Here is a 21,141-nt window from a genome sequence, read left to right as displayed (position 1 = left end):
ACCAAAGATGTTGATTATAAATCTTTGGTAGGGTTTATTTAAATTCTTCAAAATGTATACAAAAGCATTTGGAGACTTTGATTTTATAGTCGAAATGACTATGACGATTTATTCTGTATAACTGATATTAGCAAAATCACAAAAAAGAGTTGGAAACTAGATAAGTTTCCAACTCTTTTTATCTTAAACAAACACTATTAAATATTATGCCCAACCACGGTAACGTGCAGCTTCTGCTGTACGTTTAATACCTACGATGTATGCAGCTAAACGCATATCAATCTTACGGTTTTGTGAAAGTTCATAAATCGTATTAAATGCTGTAGTTAATTTCTCACGTAATTTTTCATTTACTTCTTCTTCAGTCCAATAATAACCTTGGTTATTTTGTACCCATTCGAAGTAAGATACCGTTACGCCACCAGCACTTGCTAATACGTCTGGTACTAATAAGATGCCACGTTCAGTTAAGATACGTGTACCTTCTGGAGTAGTTGGTCCATTTGCTGCTTCAACTACTACATCAGCTTTAATGTCATGTGCATTGTCAGCTGTAATTTGGTTCGCAATGGCAGCTGGCACTAATACATCACAATCAATTTCGAATAATTCTTTATTTGAAATTGTCTCTTCAAATAAGTTTGTAACTGTACCAAAACTATCTCTACGATCTAATAAATAATCAATATCTAACCCTTCTGGGTCATGTAATGCACCATATGCATCTGAAATACCGACTATTTTTGCTCCCATATCGTATAAGAATTTAGCTAAGAAACTACCAGCATTACCGAAACCTTGGATAACGACACGAGCACCTTTAAGCTCTAGGTTTCTTCTTTGAGCAGCTTGTTCAATCGCGATAACTACACCTAACGCAGTTGAACGATCGCGTCCTTGAGAACCACCTAATACTAGTGGTTTACCTGTGATGAATCCTGGTGAGTTGAATTTATCTAATGAACTATACTCATCCATCATCCATGCCATGATTTGTGAGTTAGTAAAAACATCTGGCGCTGGAATATCTTTTGTAGGCCCTACGAATTGAGAGATAGCACGAACATATCCACGTGATAAACGCTCTACCTCATGTATACTCATTTGGCGTGGGTCACAAACGATACCGCCTTTACCGCCACCGTATGGTAAGTCTACGATGCCACATTTCAATGACATCCACATTGATAATGCTTTAACCTCTTCTTCATCTACATCTGGGTGGAATCTTACCCCACCTTTAGTTGGCCCAACAGCATCATTATGCTGTGCACGGTAACCAGTGAACGTCTTAACTGTACCATCATCCATACGTACAGGAATTCTTACTTGAAGGAATCTTAAAGGTTCCTTAACAAGATCATACATACCATCGTCAAATCCCAGTTTGTGCAAAGCTTCTTTAATAATGTGTTGCGTAGAAGTAACTAAACTATTATTCTCAGTCATGATCCTTTTCGCCTCTTTTTCGTTACTAATGTTTTCGCTTTCATGCTAATTGTAACATAAGATAATGCATTTTAAAGTGTTAATAAAACTTATATTACATTTTTTGATAATTATTCAAATACAGCTCTAACTTTATCTAAAGCAAAGTCTAATTCTTCTTTAGAAATGATAAGTGGTGGAGCAAAACGAATTACTGTTTCATGCGTTTCTTTACATAATAGACCTTTTTCCTTAAGTGCTTCACAATATGGTCTTGCATTTTCAGTAAGTTCGATTCCAATGAATAAGCCACGGCCACGTACCTCTTTAATAGCCGGATGGTCTATCTTTTGTAATTCTGATTTGAAATATTCACCAAGCTCTAATGAACGACCTGGTAAATCCTCATCAATGATAACATCTAAAGCAGCATTTGAAACAGCACAAGCTAATGGATTTCCACCAAATGTTGAACCATGTGAACCTGGAGTAAATACGCCTAATACTTCTTTATCTGCTAGTACTACTGAAATTGGTAATACACCGCCACCTAAGGCTTTCCCAAGAATATAAACATCTGGTTTCACGTCATCCCAATCAGTTGCGAATAATTTACCTGAACGACCTAACCCAGCTTGGATTTCATCAGCAATGAAAAGTACATTATGTTCATCACATAACTCTCTGATTTGTTTTAAGTAACCTTCAGGAGGTACGTTAATACCTGCTTCCCCTTGAATTGGTTCGATTAATATAGCTGCAGTATTCTCATTGATACTTTCTTTAACCGCTTCAATATCACCGAAATCTACTTTACGGAAACCATCAAGTAATGGGCCATAACCTCTTTGATACTCCGCTTCTGATGAAAGTGAAACAGGTGCCATAGTACGACCATGGAAGTTACCATTGAATGCAATAATTTCTGCTTTGTTCGGTTCAATGTTTTTAACTTCATATGCCCAACGTCTTGCAGCTTTTAAAGCTGTTTCTACAGCTTCAGCACCAGTATTCATAGGTAGTGCTTTCTCTTTTCCAGAAATTTTACAAATCTTTTCATACCATTCGCCTAAATTATCACTATGGAAAGCACGAGAAACAAGTGTCACTTTGTCAGCTTGATCCTTTAATGCTTGAATAATCTTTGGATGTCTGTGACCTTGGTTAACAGCTGAATATGCTGACAACATATCCATATACTTGTTACCTTCAGGATCTTTAACCCATACCCCTTCGCCTTCTGAAATAACGATAGGAAGTGGTACATAGTTTGAAGCTCCAAAATGATTTGTTAATTCAATGATTTCTTCTGATCTTGTCATGATATCTCCCCTTAGTTTAAATATTAGCGTCTCAAATGCACTTTCAACACTTATCAATAGCATAACTCATTTTACTGTCTAACTGAAACTATATGCTAATTCTAAAAACGCTTTGAATTAGGATTTCAGCTTAATATTTAGAGGCCTTTAATACACCTCTATATTAAGTCATTCAGCGTTATGAAAACCCTTACATATATAATGACATATAACGATATAAATATACAAGTCTATTACATAAAAAATTCAAAATCTTTAAATAACTCTTTATACCAATCTTTTATTAGAATAAAAGAATTATTAGAGCCAATTCATTGGATTAAAATATATACTAAAAACGACTATATATGCTTACAAGCATATATAGTCGTCTCTCATACTCATGAATTATTCTTCTTCATCTGTTCTTGGCAATGGATAGAAACCATTATTGAATTGATCCCATAAATTTGGTGGTAATTGATGTTTGTCTTTTCGCTCTGGATCAAATTTAGAAATAATTTCATCTTCTTTGCCCGCTTGTATTTTTCCAACGAATTCATAGTCTAATAATATTTCTCTACCTAAAGCAATAAAGTCAGCATCTGTATTTTCAATTGCATCAAGAACTTGTTCTGCAGTAAAGATTGAACCGATACCTAGTAATGGCATTTCACCATCTAACCATTGGCTTAATAATTTAATTCGACTTTGATCTTTATATTTTCCTTCGCGAGTTTTTGAATGAATGTCCATAAGTGAAGCGTGAACATAATCTAATGGTTTTTCTTTTAATAATTGAATAAGTGATTCTGTAATCTCCATACTAATACCAGGTTCTTCTGCTTCTTCAGGTGAAAGCCTATAGCCAATGATGAAATCATCATTACCATAGTGACGTGCTGTATTTACAACCTCATCTACTACGAGTGATGGGAATTTAAATTTATCTTTACCCCATTCGTCTGTACGACGATTATAATATGGTGAAACAAATTGGTGTATTAAATAATGATTTGCACCGTGGATTTCCACACCATCAAATCCAGCTTCTATAACACGGCGTGTCGCTTCGCCGAAAGCTTTAATCGTTTCTTCAATTTCTTCCGATGTCATTTCTCTCGCATCGTGTTCTTCTTTTTGTCCGAAACTTTTTAATGAAATTGGGCTTGGACCAGCAACGTCTCCATCTGGTGTTAAATTAGGCAGAGCTTGTACACCACCATGATGTATTTGAACAATGGCTTTTGCTCCATTTTTCTTCATCACTTGGGCAAGTCGTTTTAATCCTCCAATGTCACTATCATGTGCTACAGAAGGTTGTCCTGGGAAAGCTTTTCCTAAATCAGTTACATTACTTGCTGCCGTGATAGCGAGACCTACATCTTGAGAGCGTTGTTCCATATATGCAATCTCATCTTCTGAAGCTGTACCATCATCATTTGATGACACATGCGTTAATGGGGCTAATACAAATCTATTGCGTAACTTAACCTTATTTGGCAACTCCAATTCTTCAAACAATGGGTTAAACTTATCGTTCACGTTACATTCCTCCAAATCAATTGATTGTAATTACTTACTTTCATATTGTATTTAACTAATTCCTATTTTAGTGATACGTTTTATCAAATGAAACTTTTTTGCTTACATTTAAACTCTAATTTTTTAAAGTTATAATATACCTTTATTTGATATAAAAAAATAAGGTTAAGACACAACACATGCCCTAACCTTATTCATTAATTAAGATTCATTATTCATCTTATTTTTTGACTGTTTAATCCAAACCGGTAAGCGTTCTTTTATTGTTTGAAACCCATATTTTTCGGTTTCCTTTATTTCATCTAATATTGATTGTTTTTCTTTCTTACGTTCATAATTTTTAAAATAGTCATTATCTTTTAAAGAAAGATTCAATTTGCCTTCTTTATCAATCGAAATTACTTTCGCTCTAACAATTTGGCCTTCTGATAAAAACTTTTTCAAATTATGGACGTAATCATCCATAATTTCCGAAATATGGATTAATCCTTCAGCATTATCCGGGGTTTCAACAAACGCGCCATACGGTTGAATACCAGTCACACGTACTTTGATATGTTGACCTACATTATAGTGATGATTCAACGTTATAACCCCTTACTTCGTAATACTTAACACTATTATAATAGCACATATTAATTCTCGGCACTAATATTATAAATAATATGGGGTTACCACGCCTTTAAGTTCCAACACTATAAAAAAACAGAATCAACTCCTTCGTTTAATTACACCTCATATTTACAGTGTAGATTAAATTCAAGAATGTTAATCCTGTTATAATTTCCACTTTGCCCCAAGTAATTAAACTTATCATGCTAACACTTAGGACAAAATCATATATTCAACTCTTTACAATAAGTATTGATCACTTAATTCTAGACTTATTCTTCAACTTCAATTTTATCGATAGTAATATCGAAATCGGGTTTATCTTGTGCACCTACTTTAGTCGCTGCGATATCTTCTAATGTAGATTCACCTTCAATAATTTGACCGAAAACAGTATGTTTCTGGTCTAACCATGGCGCGCCGCCTCGTTCACCATAAGCATCAGCAATTTGTTCAGGCCAACCTCCATCTTTCAATTGGCTTAACATTGATTCAGGTACTTCTTTCGCTTGAACGATAAAGAATTGTGATCCATTTGTATTAGGGCCTGCATTGGCCATTGATAAAGCACCATATAAATTGAAAGCTTCTAATGAGAACTCATCTTCAAATGGTCCTCCATAAATACTTTCACCACCCATACCTGTTGCTGTAGGGTCGCCTCCTTGAACCATAAAGTCTTGGATTACTCTGTGAAATGTAATGCCATCATAGTAACCATTCTTTGCATGCGTAACAAAGTTTTCTACTGTTTTTGGTGCGATTTCTGGAAATAGTTTGAATGTCATATCTCCTTTATTTGTGTGCATTACTAATTTAATTTCATTATCTTGTACTTGTTTATTTAATTGAGGATAGTTCGTCATGTTCATTCTCCATTTCATGTTAATATGATAAATGTATTTTAACATAAAAGAATAGAAAGGATGAAATGAATGGAGTTATATAAATTTGCACATAAAACAGGCGTTTACGGTGTAACGATTAAGGAGCAAAATGATGATCAAGTGTTAGTCCAAATCGAACAAGTGATTAAACATCCGAAGCAAGGTGATTTACATAATCCAAAGGAAACAGAAAATGTATTTTTCCATGAACGTAAAGCTTTGAGTCAATATGAAAAGCGTTACACGACAATGGCGCAACTTAAACCATTTAATGTAGAGCAATTACCTTATACCCAATCACTTCAAAATGCGATTACAGAACTTGAAGAAAAATTAAAATCTAAAGATACATTGCACGCTCAAAAATCATTAAACAATTTGCAACAATTGAAACGAGATTATGGTATTCAGTATAAACAAGAATTTGTATAAAAATTGATTTCTTTAACGCGTTTCTTCCTATTTAACAACCTCTTAAATATTGTCAATATGGGGAAGATCGTTGTTTTTCAGATCCGTATAATTCATGTATAATGACGTTATACTCAGTTTTTTTAAAGGAGGATTAAATAATGAGTTTGTTACATTTAGCGGTTCTCTTGCCGTTAATATTTGCACTCATTATTCCATTTGTATATCGATTTCATAAACGAATACATATAGGATGGTTTGTGTTACCAATCCCCGTCGTCTTATTTATATATTTCTTAACTCAAATTTCGACGACGATGTCAGGAGATACCATCTTAAAACAGGCTAAGTGGATGCCTCATTTTGGGATGAATTTTGATTTATATGTAGATGGTTTAGGTTTACTATTCGCACTACTTATTACTGGTATCGGAAGTTTAGTTGTTTTATATTCAATTAGCTATTTAAGTCGACAAGAACAGTTAGGGAACTTTTACTGTTATCTCTTACTATTCATGGGTGCAATGTTAGGTGTTGTTCTATCCGATAATATTATTATTTTATATTTATTTTGGGAGTTAACATCATTTTCAAGTTTCTTATTAATTTCATTTTGGCGTGATAAACAGAAATCAATCTACGGAGCACAAAAGTCAATGCTCGTCACTGTATTTGGTGGCTTGTCATTACTTGGTGGATTGATTTTACTTACAATGTTAGGTGGAAGTACAAGTATACGTACTTTAATTGCACATGCCTCAGAAATACAAATTAGTCCGTTATTTATATTAGCGATGGTATTTGTACTTATAGGTGCAATGACTAAATCTGCTCAGTTTCCATTTTACATATGGTTACCAGATGCGATGGAAGCCCCTACTCCGGTAAGTGCTTATTTACATTCAGCAACTATGGTTAAGGCCGGTCTTTATCTCGTTGCACGAATGACCCCGATTTTTGCAATTTCTCAAGGTTGGATATGGACTGTGACAGCTGTTGGGCTTATCACTCTATTTTGGGGTTCATTAAACGCCACTAAGCAAGAAGATTTAAAGGGGATATTAGCATTCTCAACAGTCTCACAACTCGGAATGATTATGTCGATGTTAGGTATCGGTGCTGTGAGTTATCATTTTGAGGGTGCAGAAAGTAAATTATACGTCGCAGCCTTTACTGCAGCTATTTTCCATCTAATTAACCATGCAACATTCAAAGGTTCATTATTTATGATTACTGGTGCTATCGATCATGCAACAGGTACACGTGACGTTAAGAAATTAGGCGGATTATTAACCATCATGCCAATTTCTTTCACATTAACAATCATTACAACGTTAAGTATGGCTGGGGTACCGCCATTTAATGGTTTCTTATCTAAGGAAAAGTTCTTAGAAAGTATGATTGAAGTTACGCATGCAAATTTATTCAGTCTCAATACACTTGGTTTACTCATACCAATCGTTGCTATCGTTGGTAGTATATTTACATTTGTTTATTCAGTTCGTTTTATCGGCCAAGTATTCTTAGGCAGTCACAAACCAGATGCCTTGCCGAACAAAGCACATGAAGCCTCAAAACTCATGTTAGTTTCACCAATTATATTAGCAGTACTCGTTATTGTATTTGGTTTTGCACCGTCAATTTTATCTAGTTCAATCATTGAACCAGCTGTTAATGCCATAAGTATGAAAGACAATGCACATGCCGAATTTCATATGTTCCATGGATTTACGCCAGCTTTCTTCACTACTTTAGGTATTTATGTAGTAGGTATATTATTAATTTTAAGTTTTGCATATTGGGTGCGTGTGTTAAAAGCGCAACCTACACAACTCACAATAAACTATTGGTACGATAAATTAGGTGAGTGGACACCTCAATTTTCTAAAAAGCTAACTAATAGTTATGTAACTGGGTTTACACGCAATAATTTATTAATTATTTTTGCAGCTTTAATTATACTCACAATCGTTACATTAAGTGTGACCCCTTTCCATATTAACTTTAAAGATGTCAGTGCTGTACGACCATTTGAATTAATTATTGTAGTGTTGATTATTACTGCGACAGCTATGATTATCTTTGCACATTCAAGACTATTCAGCATTATTATGGCAAGTGCTGTAGGTTATGCAGTTGCGATATTCTTTATCTTCTTCGGTGCACCTGATTTAGCATTGACTCAATTTGTCGTTGAAACGATTTCGACAGCACTCTTTTTACTTTGTTTCTATCACCTACCGAATTTAAACAGACATCAAGAGACACAATCATTTAAATGGTTGAATGTAATCATTTCGGTTGGTGTTGGCATAGTAGTAACAGTGATCGGTTTAATCGCATACGGTAATCGACACTTCGGGTCAATTGGTGAATTTTATAAAACGCACGTTTATGATTTAGCACACGGTAAAAACATGGTCAACGTTATTCTTGTTGACTTCAGGGGTACTGATACATTATTCGAGTCCTCTGTGTTAGGTATCGCAGGCTTAGGCGTCTACACGATGATCAAACTTCGTACAAAGAACAAAGCTAACGATCAAGGAGGTAATCACGTTGAAGAGACAGAAAAATAATTTAATCTTTCAATATTCAGCAGTTGTTATCTTCTTTCTTATCGTAATGTTCGGTATATCTTTATTTTTAGCTGGCCATTATACACCAGGCGGCGGTTTCGTCGGTGGTTTGTTGTTATCAAGTGCACTTGTCATTATCGCAGTCGCTTTTGATGTCAAAACGATGCGCAAAATTTACCCATGGGATTTTAAAATTTTAATAGGTATTGGGTTACTATTCTGTTTATTAACGCCAATGGCAAGTTGGTTTTATCATAAGAATTTCTTTACCCATACGCCATTCGAAATCCCATTGTTTATACTAAAACCAGTGCATTTGCATACTGCAATGTTCTTCGATTTAGGTGTTATGTGTGCAGTCATAGGTACAATAATGACAATAATTTTAGCGATTGGAGAGAATGAGTAATGGAAATAGTTATGATTTTTGTTTGTGGTATTCTCACATCAATGAGCGTTTACCTCATTCTTTCTAAAAGTTTGATACGCATCATTATTGGGACTACGATACAAACACATACTGCTAATTTATTCTTAATCACCATGGGAGGATTGAAACAAGGTAAAGTTCCTATCTTTGAAAAAGGAATTAAATCTTATGTCGATCCTATCCCTCAAGCATTAATATTAACAGCAATCGTTATCTCATTTTCTGTAACTGCTTTCTTCTTAGTATTAGCTTTCAGAAGTTATAAAGAATTAGGTACAGATAATGTAGAAAGTATGAAGGGAGTGTTGAATAATGATCGAGAGTAATCTCATTATTTCACTTCTTGCCATACCGATGTTTACAATCATCTTATTAATTTTTATTGGTAAGCGACCAGTGTTGAAACGTTATGTATCATTAATTGGTACAGCAATTACTTTAGTCTTTGCATTTATTAACTTAAATAATGTTTTAAAGGAAGGACCAATCAAATTAGAGCTCGGTTCTTGGGCAGCACCTTATAGTATTGTGTTTGTCATAGATATATTTAGTATTTTACTAGTTATAACGACTTTAATTATCACGCTATTAATTATGCTTTATTCCTATCAATCTGTAGGAATAGAACGCGAAACGTATTATTACTACTTCGCAATACTCTTCATGTTAATTGGTGTAATTGGTGCCTTTATAACTGGCGATATATTTAACTTATTCGTATTCTTTGAAGTATTCTTAATGGCGTCTTATATATTACTCGTCATCGGTGGCACAAAGATTCAGTTAAGTGAAACCATCAAATATGTACTTATAAACGTTACTTCATCTGCATTCTTTGTAATGGCTGTAGCAATTTTATACTCTGTCGTAGGAACGTTAAACTTAGCAGATATAAGTGAGAAACTCAGTCATCTATCAACGAAAGATACAGGAATCGTAAGTATCGTCTTTATCATGTTTATATTTGTGTTCGCAACTAAAGCTGGGGTATTCCCACTTTACATTTGGTTACCAGGTGCTTACTATGCTCCCCCTATTGCAATCATTGCATTTTTCGGAGCTTTATTAACAAAAGTCGGTGTGTATGCCATCGCAAGGACATCAAGTCTTTTCTTTACTGATACATCTAATTTTTCATTCTATACGATACTATTCCTAGCGTTACTTACAATCATCTTCGGGTGCGTAGGTGCGGTAAGTTATTACGATACGAAAAAGATTATTCTATATAATATTATGATTGCAGTTGGTGTCATACTAGTTGGTGTCGCAATGATGAATGAATCAGGTATGATGGGTGCGATTTATTACACATTACATGATATGCTCATAAAGGCAGCACTTTTCTTCTTAGTCGGTATCATTTATAAAATCACAAAATCCTATGATTTACACCAATTTAGTGGATTGATTAAAGCGTATCCTGTACTTGGGTGGACATTCTTTTTCGCTGCTTTAAATTTAGCAGGTATCCCACCATTTAGTGGTTTTTATGGAAAATACTACATTGTACAAGCTACATTTGAAAAAGGATTTTATATTAGTGGCATAATCGTTCTCTTATCTAGTTTAGCGGTTTTATATTCAGTCATCCGTATTTTCTTAAAAGGATTCTTCGGAGAACCTAAAGGCTATCAAGCGAATCAACAAATTAGATATAAAGGCTTGCTCACAGTCGCTATTATATCTGTAATCATTTCTAGTATTTTCGGATTGTCTGCAGATGTGTTAAACCCGATTATCAAAGAAGCTGCGGAAACATTCTACAATCCAACTGTCTATATCGATAGCGTATTGGAGGGAAAATAATATGGCAGTCCAAGTATTCGTAAATATATTACTTTCCGTTTTTTGGTTATTTATTACAGGCAGCTACACTTTGAATAATTTTGTACTCGGGTATTTATTAGGCATCTTACTTGTTTATATACTACGTGGTGTATTACCTGGAAGATTTTACATTATTACAGTTTATAAGATTATTAAACTCGTTTTTGTATTTTTAATTGAACTCGTAAAAGCTAATATTGATGTGATTCGCATCATTATCAAACCGAAGATGGACAATAAGCCAGCATTTTTCACTTATACGACAGACTTAAAACACGATTGGCAAATTGTATTACTATCAAATTTAATTACATTAACACCAGGTACAGTAGTTTTAGGTGTTAGCGATGATCGTACGAAAATTTATATACATTGCTTAGATTTCAGCACAAAAGAAGAAGAAGTTGAAAGTATTAAATCTTCCCTTGAAAAAGTGGTAAGAGAGGTAGGCGAATAAGTATGAATTACAGTATTATTCTCATTATTGCTTTGGTCATCGTTTCGTTATCATTGATTGCAATGCTCGTTCGTGTCATCCTTGGTCCTTCATTAGCGGATCGTGTCGTAGCATTAGATGCTATGGGGATTCAACTTATGGCTATCGTAGCGTTGTTCAGTATTTTTACTGGCACGAAATACATGCTAGTAGCAATTTTATTAATCGGTATTTTAGCCTTTTTAGGAACAGCTGTTTTTGCGAAATATATGGATGAAGGTAAGGTGATACGACATGATAGCAAAGATAGTGATTAGTATTGCACTGATACTCGTGGTCCTCGGATCAATCATTAGTGCATTAGCAGCGATTGGTCTATTGCGTTTAGAAGATGTTTACTCAAGATCTCACGCAGCAGGTAAAGCAGCAACATTAGGATCCATGTTACTCATCTCAGGTGTCTTCTTATTCTTTATCGGTGAGGAAGGCTACGTGAATATGCAATTGTTAATAGGTATTCTATTTATTTTAATTACTGGCCCCCTTTCGAGCCATCTCATCATTAAAGCAGCATATAATTTAAATACACCTTCTTCAAAAAGAACGAAGTACGACGATATTAAAGACGATTTACCAAATACGAAAATATAAAGATGACCCCACATCATACATTATTGATGTGGGGTATTTATTTGTTTAAAAAGGTTAAATTACAATGTAATAAAAAACGCTACAAAGAATGGTTAATGCATCCTTTGTAGCGTTTACTTAATTTATTTTCTTTTCTTAATTGCAATTGTGCCTCTCATCACACTAATTAAACGTTCAGTGTCATCTTTAATTTCGATGTTCCATACTTGAGTGGATTTACCTTCATGTATAATTGTTGCTGTAGCATAAATTGTACCGTCCGTTGTAGAGCTAATATGGTTCGCATTCATTTCTAAACCGAGTGGAATATATTTTTCAGTATCAATTAAATTTGCAGCACCAATCGAACAAGCCGTTTCTCCTAACGCTAGGTTTGCTCCCCCATGCAAATAACCAAACGGTTGTTTTACTGCATCCGAAACTGGCATAGACATGATAACTAAACCATGATTTTCTTTTTCAACTTTCATACCTAATGTTTCTAACATATTAGTCATTACGGACACCCCATTTTAAATAATTACTTCTACATCATTATAATATCATTGCTGCTATCGTTCCAAATATTATTAATGGAACATTATAAAAAATAAAGTTTGGTATACATGTATCTCTAATATGATCATGTTGGCCATCAATATCTAGGCCGGCAGTTGGACCTAATGTAGAATCACTCGCTGGCGACCCTGAATCGCCTAATGCGCTTGCCGTACCAATTAATGCGATTAACGCCATTGTACTTAATCCAAGTTGATCGCCTAGTGGTACAAATAGAGCCGAAATAATAGGTATCGTTGCAAATGAAGAACCAATACCGAGTGTCACGACTAACCCAATGATATACATTAAGATAATACTAAGTAATTTATTATTTCCTGTGATATCACTCAAACCATGCACAAGTTTATTAATGTCTCCTGTTTCGTTCATAACTCCTGCAAAGCCATTTGCCGTTAAAATAACCACGCCAATAAATGACATAATCTTTATACCTTCAATAAATTGATCATCTAGCTCTTTCCATTTATAAGCTCGTGAAATAAAGAAGACGAGCACCCCAGCTAATGCACCAAATATCATTGAATCTGTTAACATTTGTACAACAAAAGTAACGATGATAGCTACAATTGTAACGCCAAGTACATAAGGTTTGAGTTGAGTAATGTTCTCTGCTTTTTCAGTTTTATGCTCTGTATAGCGTCTCGGCTTTCTATAATAATAAAGACCTATCGCTAATCCTACAATATAACCGATGGATGGAATAACCATTGCTTTCCAAACCATACCGATTTCTATTGGGTGATGTGCTTTTTCGAATCCATTTTGAATGATTTGGTGGAATATTTGACCGAAACCAAATGGAATTAATACATACGGCCAACATAACCCGAATCCAATAATTAAAGCAATCTGTCTTCTATCAATTTGTAATTCATTAAATAAGCTAACTAAAGGTGGAATCACAATTGGAATAAAGGCAATATGTACTGGAATTAAATTCTGACTCATGATACTTAAAACAAGTAAAGCTATGACAATAATTATCTTTACTTTCACACGAGAAAGTTTACTATTTTCTGCTTTTATCCCTTTAATAATCTTGTTTACTAAATAGTCTGTAATACCACTATAAGAAATCAATGCTGCGAAACCACCTAATAAGGCGTAACTTAAAGCAACTTCTGCACCATCTACGATATTCTTACCGAATACTGATACAATTTTAGTAATATCCATCCCCGATAATAGTCCACCGACAACTGCACTAATAAATAAACTGATTACAACATTCAATCGACAAAGACATAGTACAATCATCAGTGCTACTGCAATTACTACTGAATTGAACACGCTCCCACCCCCTTTACTTCATTATCGTACTAAAGTATTATAAAAACATACTACCAACTTATAATTGATATGTCAATGTGACTTTTATCAACGTTTTCATACCAAAGCGTTAATATAAAAAGCCAATATATGGGAGTGAGACTGAAATCAAATTTACTAATAAAGCTTTCATAGTCCCACTAGTTGAAAAAAGTCTGAGACAGCTATTTTTTGTCTCAGACTTATGTTACCTCATAAATTGTTAAGTTATTGTTTTCTTAACCAATCCACTATCGTTGCAATCAAGTAACCTGTTGGCCCCTTTGGCCCTAGATGTGTTGCTTTATTAATGGTAGCTGGTCCAGCAATATCAAAATGTAAATGTGGTGTAGCACCTGCAAAATGACTTATAAATGTCGCAGCAAATAATGCTTTACCATGGCCGTTAGTATGATTGACAAGATCTGCGACATCACTTTTTCTAATGAGTTGCTCTTCCGTATCAGTCATAGGTAATTCAAATACGTATTCATTCATAAGTTGAGCTGAAGATAATATTGCGTCTAGTGGGGCTTGTTGGTTGTTTTTAAACACTGCAGCTTTATCTTCTCCTAATGCTGCGACTGCTGCACCTGTAAGCGTAGCGAAATCTAATATCATACTTGGTTGGAATTGATTAGCGTAAAATACTGCATCACCTAATACAAGGCGACCTTCTGCATCTGAATTTAACACTTCAACCGTTTCACCACTTAAAGCAGTAAACACATCATCCGGTTTCATAGCAGCATCATTGATCATATTTTCCGCAGCAGCAATAACCCCGATGATATTCACTTTAAGTTCTAATCGTTGTGCAGCATCTATCATCGCTACAACGTTTGCAGAACCACACATATCATATTTCATTTTCTGCATGCCTACTTTGCTCTTTATAGAATATCCTCCAGAATCATAAGTAACACCTTTACCTACTAAGGCAATTGGTGCCTCATCTTCACTTGCGCCTTGGTACGATAATGTTATTAATCTAGGAGAATGAATTGACCCTTTTCCCACAGCATGAATTAAACCAAAGCCTTCATTTTGTAACGTTTCTCCATCTTTAACATCAACACGAACTTGTGTATCTTTAAAATGATTAATCATACATTCCGCATAATAAGATGGCGTTAAAATATTAGGAGGCATGTAACTAAAATCTTTCGCTAAATTAATTGATGCGCCAATAGACTCTCCCTGCTTGATATCATCATCTATAGCATCGTGTGTAGTTTGAATAGTTAAATTCAATTGATACGGTGCTGCTTTATTGTTTTTATAACTATCAAACTGATAAATAGATTGTACACTTTGACGACCTAGCATCTCTGCTGTATTAGAAGTAGCTATGGCTTGAGATAACATTGTATCAAATAGCAACGTACCTTCATGGATACGTTCTTTTTTTAAAAATTGGAATAAATTCCCAAATACTACAAGTAAGTCACTGACTTTAAGCGACTTTAAATTACCTAATCCAACTGTAATCACTCTTATAGATTGTCCTTTAAGTGGATAATACGTAGACGTCATTTTACCTAAATTACTACTAATGATTTTGTGCTTTTTCAATTCTTCTAATATTTCATTTACTGATTCATTATTGACCGTTACAGAAACAAGTTGATTCAAATGTTCTGGTACCCCTGCTATAATGACTTGATTTTCGAGTTGATCATTTTCTTTAATGTTTAATTGCATAACAAAACCTCACTTCTAAAACAAAATTCAACTTTATATGATAGAACGTTGATTAATAGTAAAAAAAGGCTGAGACATACAATGATGCCTCAGCCCTCGGTATTTCTTAAATATTTGAATTGGATTTAAATTAGAATTTACCTTTTTTGAAAGCTAAGCCCATGCCACCGATTTTGAAGATAGCACGTGTATCGATAACTTTCTTCATGAATGCTGCTTTTTTACCTTGGATGTCTCTACCGTAAACGATACCAACACCATCATTTGCACCTAATGAACATACTGTTCCGCGATCAACGTAATTGAATTCTTGAGTTGGTTGACCTTCTAAAATATTCTTGATGTTTAATGCTGTATGCTCACCTTCTTGCATAGCGATTTGAGCTGTAGTTGGTAATGGACGTTCTTCACCTTCTGGGATGAATGCTGAACAGTCACCAATAACAAAGATGTCTTCGTAACCTTCGATTGATAAATCTTGTTTGTTAACGATACGGCCACGTTTAACGCCTTCGAATGACTCTTCCATTAATTTGCTACCGCGAACACCTGCTGCCCATACAACTGTGTTAGCTTCTAATTGTTGTTCTACATCGTTAACTTTAACTACGAAACCTTTTTCGTTTGCTGCAACGATAGGTGTAGCAATCTTAAACTCAACGCCTTTGCTTTCTAAATAGCTTACTGCGTGGTTAACTAATTCGTCTGAGAATTGAGGTAACATTTTTGGAGCTGCTTCAACACAAGTAATTCTAACTTTGCTTTGTTCAACGCCATATTTGTTACATAATTCAGGAATACGATCTGTTAATTCACCTAGGAATTCGATACCTGTGAATCCTGCGCCACCAACTAAGATTGCTAAATCTTTGTCGTCTTTTTCTTTAGAAGAAGCGTAGTTCGCAAATTTGTCTTCGATGTGACGAGATAATTTACGTGCTGTTAATACGTTTTCAATTTGGAAAGCATAGTCTTTCATGCCTTTGATACCAAATGTTTCGCTTTCGAAACCTAATGAAACTACAAGGATATCAAAATCGAAAATGCCAGCGTCAGTTTCTACTTTCTTAGCATTGCGGTCGATTTTAGTAACTTCTGCTTTTACAAAGTTTACTTTATCTTTGTCTAATACACTTTCAACTGGGTAAAGTACGTCTTCGTAACTCTTAGTACCTGCTGATGCTTCGTGTAACCAAGTTGCTTCATAGTGATAGTCATTTTTATTGATTAAAGAAATTTCCGCTTGGTCTGCTGAAATTTCTTTTTGTAATTTAGTAATAGTTTGTAATCCAGCGTACCCCGCGCCTAGAACTAAAACTTTTTTACGATCTTGAGCCATTTCATTCACCTAAACTTTCATAGTTTTTTTGTTGCTTCAGTCTTTTTCTATACCCTCATTACTCCTATGTAAGTCACAAAAAAGACAATTTTTCATCCAATTCTAATTTTATAGTTTTTAACATTGATTTTCAAGCGCTAGCCCCAGATATTGAAAGGGAATTCTCAATTAAAATAAAAGACTACAACGCCGTCATACTTTATAGCGACGTGTAGCCTTAAAAATCTATATTATTCGCTTAGCAATCTTCTGGAGTGCCTGCGACTTTAGCTGTTCTAAATGAGCTGCCACAACCACAAGATGCAATTGCATTTGGATTATCTATTTGAAATCCTCCGCCCATTAATGATTGTTTGAAATCGATTGTTGTACCTTCTAATACAGGTTTATCTCCTTTATCAACAAGCACTTTTAAACCATGAAATTCTAAGCATTCATCATTGTCTGCAGGTTCATTCTCTGCTGACATACCATAAGTAAGCCCTGTGCAGCCTCCACCTTGTACTTTAAGTTTTAAATAGCCATCTGCCATATCGTTTTTTTCAAGCATATCTTTAACTTCATATGCAGCTGCTTCTGTTACGTTAATTACTGCCATAATCTATTACCTCCTTAGAAAATCCATGTAGATTCTATATGTGCATAAATATTTTGTAATAAGTCATCTGGTGATTCACCTTCAACGATATCACCATTCACCAATGCATACAATTCACTAGAACATAGTCCACAGTTTTGTAAGCAACCATATTCTAAAACATCAACGCCTGGATCATTTTCGAGTTGTTGATATACGTAGTCTCCACCTTTTGCTAAATTTGAGATGCAGAACTCAACTATTGGATTCATAATACACCCTCTCATTAATTAATCAGTTATCCAATTATAACAAAAATAACATCGTACTGACTACAGACTAGCTTAATCGTTTAAATCCATGTTTTATTATGTATATTCCCTCAATACGTATGTTAATCGTCTAAAAAATTTGATATCATGAAAAAGCTATTAATATTTTTTAAATTTAATCTAATTTTCACACAATATGCATTTGTAGTCACTTTTAAAAAAGCATATAATAGAAACAAGTAAGTAGGTTATGAATTTGGTATAATAAAGTAAAATATGACATTACCACATTGCATTTAGTAACTTACAACAACACTTTTTTATTTAATACTACATACGTTATTCAATAATTTAACTGAAGGGGTATCAAAAATGAAAAATTTAGTTCTTTTAGGTGGCGGTTATGGTAATATGCGCATAATGTCACACATTTTACCTAGTGCACTACCTGAAAATTATTCACTCACATTAATTGATCGTATGCCATACCATGGTTTAAAGCCAGAATTTTACGAACTTGCGGCGGGTACTAAATCTGATAAAGATGTTCGTATGAGCTTCCCAGATTCAGATCGTATTAATACTGTTTATGGTGAAATCAATGACATTAATCTCGATGATCAAATCGTATCTGTCGGAGACACAAAGGTAGATTATGATGAATTGGTCATCGGACTTGGTTGCGAAGATAAATACCATAACGTACCTGGAGCAGAAGAGTATACACATAGCATCCAAACGTTATCTAAATCCCGTGAAACATTCCACCATATAAGTGAATTGCCAAATGGTGCCAAAGTCGGTATCGTTGGTGCGGGTCTAAGTGGTATTGAATTAGCAAGTGAGTTACGTGAGAGTCGTGAAGATTTACAAATCTTCCTATACGATCGCGGTGAACGTATCTTAAGTAGATTCCCAGAAAAGCTCAGTACATATGTAGAAAAATGGTTTAAGAAAAATGATGTAACAGTCGTACCAAATTCTGACATCAATCGCGTTGAACCAAACAAAATCTACAATAATGATGTTCCTGAAGAAATGGATCTTATCGTCTGGACTGCAGGTATACAACCAGTTGAAGTCGTAAGAAATTTACCAATCGATATTAGTAAAAGTGGCAGAGTAATATTAAACCAATATCATCAGGTGCCTACATACAAAAACGTCTTTGTCGTTGGTGATTGTGCAGAATTACCTCATGCACCAAGTGCGCAACTTGCAGAATTACAAGGTGATCAAATTGCTGACGTGATGAAATTACAATGGGAAAATAAACCATTACCAGAAAAAATGTCTGAAATTAAAATCCAAGGATTCTTAGGATCTCTTGGTGACAAAAAAGGCTTTGCCTATATTATGGATCGTACTGTAACTGGTCGCCTTGCTTCAATATTAAAATCAGGCGTACTATGGATGTACAAATATCATAACGGTTAAAGTTATTAAAAAGAAAGGCAATGAACGATGGTTCATTGCCTTTCTTTTTTGTGTTGTTAAATTATAAATCGGAATGTTGTTCCATAAATTTTTTAATATCATTTAATTGCACATACCCATCAGAAACATATTCATCATTCATCGTAACTAACGGATAAAATAACTCATCATCTTGGATACGTTCTATAAACTGTTGATCATGATCCGTTAAATTTTCTGTATCGCGCTCAATATCTATATACGTAAATTCAAACTGTACATCCGGATACTTTCTGTTTAATAATGGTTTTAACCAATCATACGTATTCCGTGATGTAGGTGCATTAACACAACTCGCACATATAACGTCCGCGCCATACACAACTACACTTACCTTATCCATATTATTCATCCCTTTAGTTTCAATTATAGATTTTTCTCCACGTATCTATTATAATAGAAAAATAAGTAGAACTTGAAATTATATACTTGAAAGGAGGCATTTCCATGCCAACTGAAAACGCAACGATGTTTGATCAAGTAGCAGAAGTTATAGAGAAATTGCGTCCATTTTTACTACGTGACGGTGGCGATTGCTCACTCGTGGATGTAGAAGATGGTATTGTTAAATTACAACTCCATGGCGCTTGTGGTACATGCCCTAGTTCAACAATTACATTAAAGGCTGGTATCGAACGTGCATTACACGAAGAAGTACCAGGTGTAGTTGAAGTAGAACAGGTATTCTAATAAACTATTTTTCATTTTTAAAATATCATTTATCGGTACGCGATAATGCGACATATATATTTTAAATAGAAAGCCTGAGACAAATCCCATTGTCTCAGGCTTTTAATAATTACAATCATCTTTTATTAATCATCTAACTGGACTGGTGTCTTTGGAGGTTGGTTATTAAGGACTCTTGTAATGTTATCTACACACAATTGAACCATACGATCTCGTGTCGTTACTGAAGCACTACCAATATGAGGTAGGATGACAACATTATCCATCTTTAATAGAGGATGCGACATATCAATTGGTTCTTTACGTAAAACGTCTAAGCCACACCCTGCAATTTCTTTATTTTGAAGTGCATCGATTAATGCCTTTTCATCAACGACGGCTCCTCTACCGATATTGATAAATATCGCGTCACTTTTCATTTTTTCAAATACAGGTTTATCGAATTTATTTCTTGTTTCCTCTGTTAGTGGCGCAGTACAAATAATGAAATCACTATGTTCAATAAGTGTATCAAATGGAACATATAACGCGCCTAGCTTTTCTTCGGCATGTCTATTGCGAGTACGATTATGATACATAACTTGTGTATTAAAGCCTTTGAGTCTTCGCGCAAATGCTTTACCGATATCACCCATGCCGTAAATACCAACTTTTGAATTAAATAAATCCTTTCCAGCAAGTAAATATGGTGCCCAACTTTGCCAATCACCTTGTTGTACATAATGTTCCGCTTCAACGATACGACGTGCGACAGTTAACATTAACGTAAAGCCTAGTTCTGCCGTAGTTTCAGTTAATACTTTCGGTGTGTTCGTTACGACGATACCTCGACTTTGAGCAAGAGACACATCAATATTATCAAAGCCAACAGCCATATTGGCGATGACTTTAAGATTCGGTGCTTGGTCTATCACCGTATCGTCAATCTTTTCACTTAATGTTATAAAGCATGCCGTTGCATCTTTAATACTTTCTAAAAACTGATCTCTTGGCATTGGTTCATAGGCTTCGTCCCACATGTACACTTCATAGCTTTGTTCTAATTGCTCAATAAACTTTTGAGGAATCTTTCTAGTCACAATAACCTTGTCCATATAAACACCC

The 21,141-nt window shown here is 34.7% G+C and carries 23 protein-coding genes; 10 read left to right on the top strand and 13 right to left on the bottom strand.

Annotated elements, in window-relative coordinates:
* Positions 1-204 precede the first annotated feature (204 nt).
* The 5 genes from QQM35_RS06245 to QQM35_RS06225 all read right to left on the bottom strand — a co-directional run bounded on the left by QQM35_RS06245 (position 205) and on the right by QQM35_RS06225 (position 5,752).
* The gene (locus QQM35_RS06245; protein WP_251519373.1) at positions 205-1,449 is read right to left on the bottom strand and encodes a Glu/Leu/Phe/Val family dehydrogenase; all 1,245 of its coding nucleotides are present in this window, start codon (positions 1,447-1,449) and stop codon (positions 205-207) included.
* Between the two features lie 110 nt (positions 1,450-1,559).
* Positions 1,560-2,750, bottom strand: a complete 1,191-nt coding sequence (locus QQM35_RS06240) for an ornithine--oxo-acid transaminase (protein WP_251519372.1) — start codon at positions 2,748-2,750, stop codon at positions 1,560-1,562.
* A gap of 387 nt (positions 2,751-3,137) precedes the next feature.
* Complete coding sequence (locus tag QQM35_RS06235) at positions 3,138-4,274, bottom strand: NADH-dependent flavin oxidoreductase (protein WP_342610277.1); 1,137 nt, start codon at positions 4,272-4,274, stop codon at positions 3,138-3,140.
* A 201-nt stretch (positions 4,275-4,475) separates the two neighbouring features.
* Positions 4,476-4,859 (bottom strand): S1 domain-containing post-transcriptional regulator Ygs, encoded by a 384-nt coding sequence (gene ygs / locus QQM35_RS06230; RefSeq protein ID WP_251519336.1) that lies wholly within the window; start codon positions 4,857-4,859, stop codon positions 4,476-4,478.
* A gap of 299 nt (positions 4,860-5,158) precedes the next feature.
* Positions 5,159-5,752, bottom strand: coding sequence for a peptidylprolyl isomerase (locus QQM35_RS06225; protein ID WP_251519334.1), 594 nt, complete (start codon positions 5,750-5,752; stop codon positions 5,159-5,161).
* A gap of 69 nt (positions 5,753-5,821) precedes the next feature.
* Here QQM35_RS06225 and kapB point away from each other — a divergent pair, with 69 nt between their 5' ends.
* From kapB to QQM35_RS06185, 8 genes are all read left to right on the top strand, one after another.
* A complete protein-coding gene (gene kapB, locus QQM35_RS06220) occupies positions 5,822-6,205 on the top strand; it encodes a kinase-associated lipoprotein B (protein ID WP_251519332.1) in 384 nt (127 codons plus the stop codon).
* Between the two features lie 140 nt (positions 6,206-6,345).
* Positions 6,346-8,763: a Na+/H+ antiporter subunit A gene (locus tag QQM35_RS06215; protein ID WP_251943229.1), complete on the top strand. Its 2,418-nt coding sequence runs from the start codon at positions 6,346-6,348 to the stop codon at positions 8,761-8,763.
* On the top strand, positions 8,744-9,172 hold the full coding sequence (locus QQM35_RS06210) for a Na(+)/H(+) antiporter subunit B (protein ID WP_251519328.1): 429 nt from the start codon (positions 8,744-8,746) through the stop codon (positions 9,170-9,172). Before QQM35_RS06215 ends, QQM35_RS06210 begins: the two co-directional genes overlap by 20 nt.
* The gene (mnhC1, locus tag QQM35_RS06205; RefSeq protein ID WP_251519326.1) at positions 9,172-9,519 is read left to right on the top strand and encodes a Na+/H+ antiporter Mnh1 subunit C; all 348 of its coding nucleotides are present in this window, start codon (positions 9,172-9,174) and stop codon (positions 9,517-9,519) included. Before QQM35_RS06210 ends, mnhC1 begins: the two co-directional genes overlap by 1 nt.
* Entirely contained in the window at positions 9,506-11,002 is a 1,497-nt protein-coding gene (locus tag QQM35_RS06200) for a Na+/H+ antiporter subunit D (protein ID WP_251943231.1), read from the top strand. Before mnhC1 ends, QQM35_RS06200 begins: the two co-directional genes overlap by 14 nt.
* Position 11,003: 1 nt before the next feature.
* Complete coding sequence (locus QQM35_RS06195; protein WP_251519322.1) at positions 11,004-11,480, top strand: Na+/H+ antiporter subunit E; 477 nt, start codon at positions 11,004-11,006, stop codon at positions 11,478-11,480.
* 2 nt (positions 11,481-11,482) lie between these two features.
* A complete protein-coding gene (locus tag QQM35_RS06190) occupies positions 11,483-11,776 on the top strand; it encodes a Na(+)/H(+) antiporter subunit F1 (RefSeq protein WP_251519320.1) in 294 nt (97 codons plus the stop codon).
* On the top strand, positions 11,754-12,110 hold the full coding sequence (locus QQM35_RS06185) for a Na+/H+ antiporter subunit G1 (RefSeq protein WP_251519318.1): 357 nt from the start codon (positions 11,754-11,756) through the stop codon (positions 12,108-12,110). The genes QQM35_RS06190 and QQM35_RS06185 overlap by 23 nt, the downstream gene beginning before the upstream one ends.
* 122 nt (positions 12,111-12,232) lie before the next feature.
* On the opposite strand, the gene QQM35_RS06180 is transcribed toward QQM35_RS06185, so the two are convergent.
* The 6 genes from QQM35_RS06180 to QQM35_RS06155 all read right to left on the bottom strand — a co-directional run bounded on the left by QQM35_RS06180 (position 12,233) and on the right by QQM35_RS06155 (position 17,871).
* Positions 12,233-12,607, bottom strand: a complete 375-nt coding sequence (locus tag QQM35_RS06180; protein ID WP_251519316.1) for a PaaI family thioesterase — start codon at positions 12,605-12,607, stop codon at positions 12,233-12,235.
* 37 nt (positions 12,608-12,644) lie between these two features.
* The gene (locus tag QQM35_RS06175; protein WP_251519314.1) at positions 12,645-13,961 is read right to left on the bottom strand and encodes a Na+/H+ antiporter family protein; all 1,317 of its coding nucleotides are present in this window, start codon (positions 13,959-13,961) and stop codon (positions 12,645-12,647) included.
* Between the two features lie 246 nt (positions 13,962-14,207).
* Positions 14,208-15,683: a M17 family metallopeptidase gene (locus tag QQM35_RS06170; RefSeq protein ID WP_251519312.1), complete on the bottom strand. Its 1,476-nt coding sequence runs from the start codon at positions 15,681-15,683 to the stop codon at positions 14,208-14,210.
* A gap of 130 nt (positions 15,684-15,813) precedes the next feature.
* Positions 15,814-17,022, bottom strand: coding sequence for an NAD(P)/FAD-dependent oxidoreductase (locus QQM35_RS06165; protein ID WP_251519310.1), 1,209 nt, complete (start codon positions 17,020-17,022; stop codon positions 15,814-15,816).
* Between the two features lie 238 nt (positions 17,023-17,260).
* The gene (locus QQM35_RS06160) at positions 17,261-17,620 is read right to left on the bottom strand and encodes a HesB/IscA family protein (RefSeq protein WP_251519308.1); all 360 of its coding nucleotides are present in this window, start codon (positions 17,618-17,620) and stop codon (positions 17,261-17,263) included.
* 14 nt (positions 17,621-17,634) lie between these two features.
* Positions 17,635-17,871 (bottom strand): YuzB family protein, encoded by a 237-nt coding sequence (locus tag QQM35_RS06155; protein ID WP_251519306.1) that lies wholly within the window; start codon positions 17,869-17,871, stop codon positions 17,635-17,637.
* A 372-nt stretch (positions 17,872-18,243) separates the two neighbouring features.
* Here QQM35_RS06155 and QQM35_RS06150 point away from each other — a divergent pair, with 372 nt between their 5' ends.
* Entirely contained in the window at positions 18,244-19,308 is a 1,065-nt protein-coding gene (locus QQM35_RS06150; protein WP_251519304.1) for an NAD(P)/FAD-dependent oxidoreductase, read from the top strand.
* Between the two features lie 61 nt (positions 19,309-19,369).
* Here the strand turns inward: QQM35_RS06150 and QQM35_RS06145 are convergent, their stop codons facing one another.
* Complete coding sequence (locus QQM35_RS06145) at positions 19,370-19,690, bottom strand: YuzD family protein (protein ID WP_251519303.1); 321 nt, start codon at positions 19,688-19,690, stop codon at positions 19,370-19,372.
* A 104-nt stretch (positions 19,691-19,794) separates the two neighbouring features.
* Between QQM35_RS06145 and QQM35_RS06140 the strand changes: the two genes are divergently transcribed.
* Entirely contained in the window at positions 19,795-20,037 is a 243-nt protein-coding gene (locus QQM35_RS06140; protein ID WP_002472275.1) for a NifU family protein, read from the top strand.
* A 125-nt stretch (positions 20,038-20,162) separates the two neighbouring features.
* Here the strand turns inward: QQM35_RS06140 and QQM35_RS06135 are convergent, their stop codons facing one another.
* Positions 20,163-21,131 (bottom strand): 2-hydroxyacid dehydrogenase, encoded by a 969-nt coding sequence (locus QQM35_RS06135; protein WP_251519301.1) that lies wholly within the window; start codon positions 21,129-21,131, stop codon positions 20,163-20,165.
* Between the last annotated feature and the right edge of the window lie 10 nt (positions 21,132-21,141).

The organism is Staphylococcus hsinchuensis, from assembly GCF_038789205.1.
Lineage (GTDB): Bacteria > Bacillota > Bacilli > Staphylococcales > Staphylococcaceae > Staphylococcus > Staphylococcus hsinchuensis.
This window is presented reverse-complemented; position numbering and strand designations above follow the sequence as displayed.

Bases quoted from the DNA above. Each gene is read 5' to 3' on its own strand.
- QQM35_RS06245 (WP_251519373.1), bottom strand. From the start codon at position 1,449: ATGACTGAGAATAATAGTTTAGTTACTTCTACGCAACACATTATTAAA.
- QQM35_RS06240 (WP_251519372.1), bottom strand. From the start codon at position 2,750: ATGACAAGATCAGAAGAAATCATTGAATTAACAAATCATTTTGGAGCT.
- QQM35_RS06225 (WP_251519334.1), bottom strand. From the start codon at position 5,752: ATGACGAACTATCCTCAATTAAATAAACAAGTACAAGATAATGAAATT.
- kapB (WP_251519332.1), top strand. From the start codon at position 5,822: ATGGAGTTATATAAATTTGCACATAAAACAGGCGTTTACGGTGTAACG.
- QQM35_RS06215 (WP_251943229.1), top strand. From the start codon at position 6,346: ATGAGTTTGTTACATTTAGCGGTTCTCTTGCCGTTAATATTTGCACTC.
- mnhC1 (WP_251519326.1), top strand. From the start codon at position 9,172: ATGGAAATAGTTATGATTTTTGTTTGTGGTATTCTCACATCAATGAGC.
- QQM35_RS06200 (WP_251943231.1), top strand. From the start codon at position 9,506: ATGATCGAGAGTAATCTCATTATTTCACTTCTTGCCATACCGATGTTT.
- QQM35_RS06195 (WP_251519322.1), top strand. From the start codon at position 11,004: ATGGCAGTCCAAGTATTCGTAAATATATTACTTTCCGTTTTTTGGTTA.
- QQM35_RS06190 (WP_251519320.1), top strand. From the start codon at position 11,483: ATGAATTACAGTATTATTCTCATTATTGCTTTGGTCATCGTTTCGTTA.
- QQM35_RS06185 (WP_251519318.1), top strand. From the start codon at position 11,754: ATGATAGCAAAGATAGTGATTAGTATTGCACTGATACTCGTGGTCCTC.
- QQM35_RS06180 (WP_251519316.1), bottom strand. From the start codon at position 12,607: ATGACTAATATGTTAGAAACATTAGGTATGAAAGTTGAAAAAGAAAAT.
- QQM35_RS06170 (WP_251519312.1), bottom strand. From the start codon at position 15,683: ATGCAATTAAACATTAAAGAAAATGATCAACTCGAAAATCAAGTCATT.
- QQM35_RS06165 (WP_251519310.1), bottom strand. From the start codon at position 17,022: ATGGCTCAAGATCGTAAAAAAGTTTTAGTTCTAGGCGCGGGGTACGCT.
- QQM35_RS06160 (WP_251519308.1), bottom strand. From the start codon at position 17,620: ATGGCAGTAATTAACGTAACAGAAGCAGCTGCATATGAAGTTAAAGAT.
- QQM35_RS06155 (WP_251519306.1), bottom strand. From the start codon at position 17,871: ATGAATCCAATAGTTGAGTTCTGCATCTCAAATTTAGCAAAAGGTGGA.
- QQM35_RS06150 (WP_251519304.1), top strand. From the start codon at position 18,244: ATGAAAAATTTAGTTCTTTTAGGTGGCGGTTATGGTAATATGCGCATA.
- QQM35_RS06145 (WP_251519303.1), bottom strand. From the start codon at position 19,690: ATGGATAAGGTAAGTGTAGTTGTGTATGGCGCGGACGTTATATGTGCG.
- QQM35_RS06140 (WP_002472275.1), top strand. From the start codon at position 19,795: ATGCCAACTGAAAACGCAACGATGTTTGATCAAGTAGCAGAAGTTATA.
- QQM35_RS06135 (WP_251519301.1), bottom strand. From the start codon at position 21,131: ATGGACAAGGTTATTGTGACTAGAAAGATTCCTCAAAAGTTTATTGAG.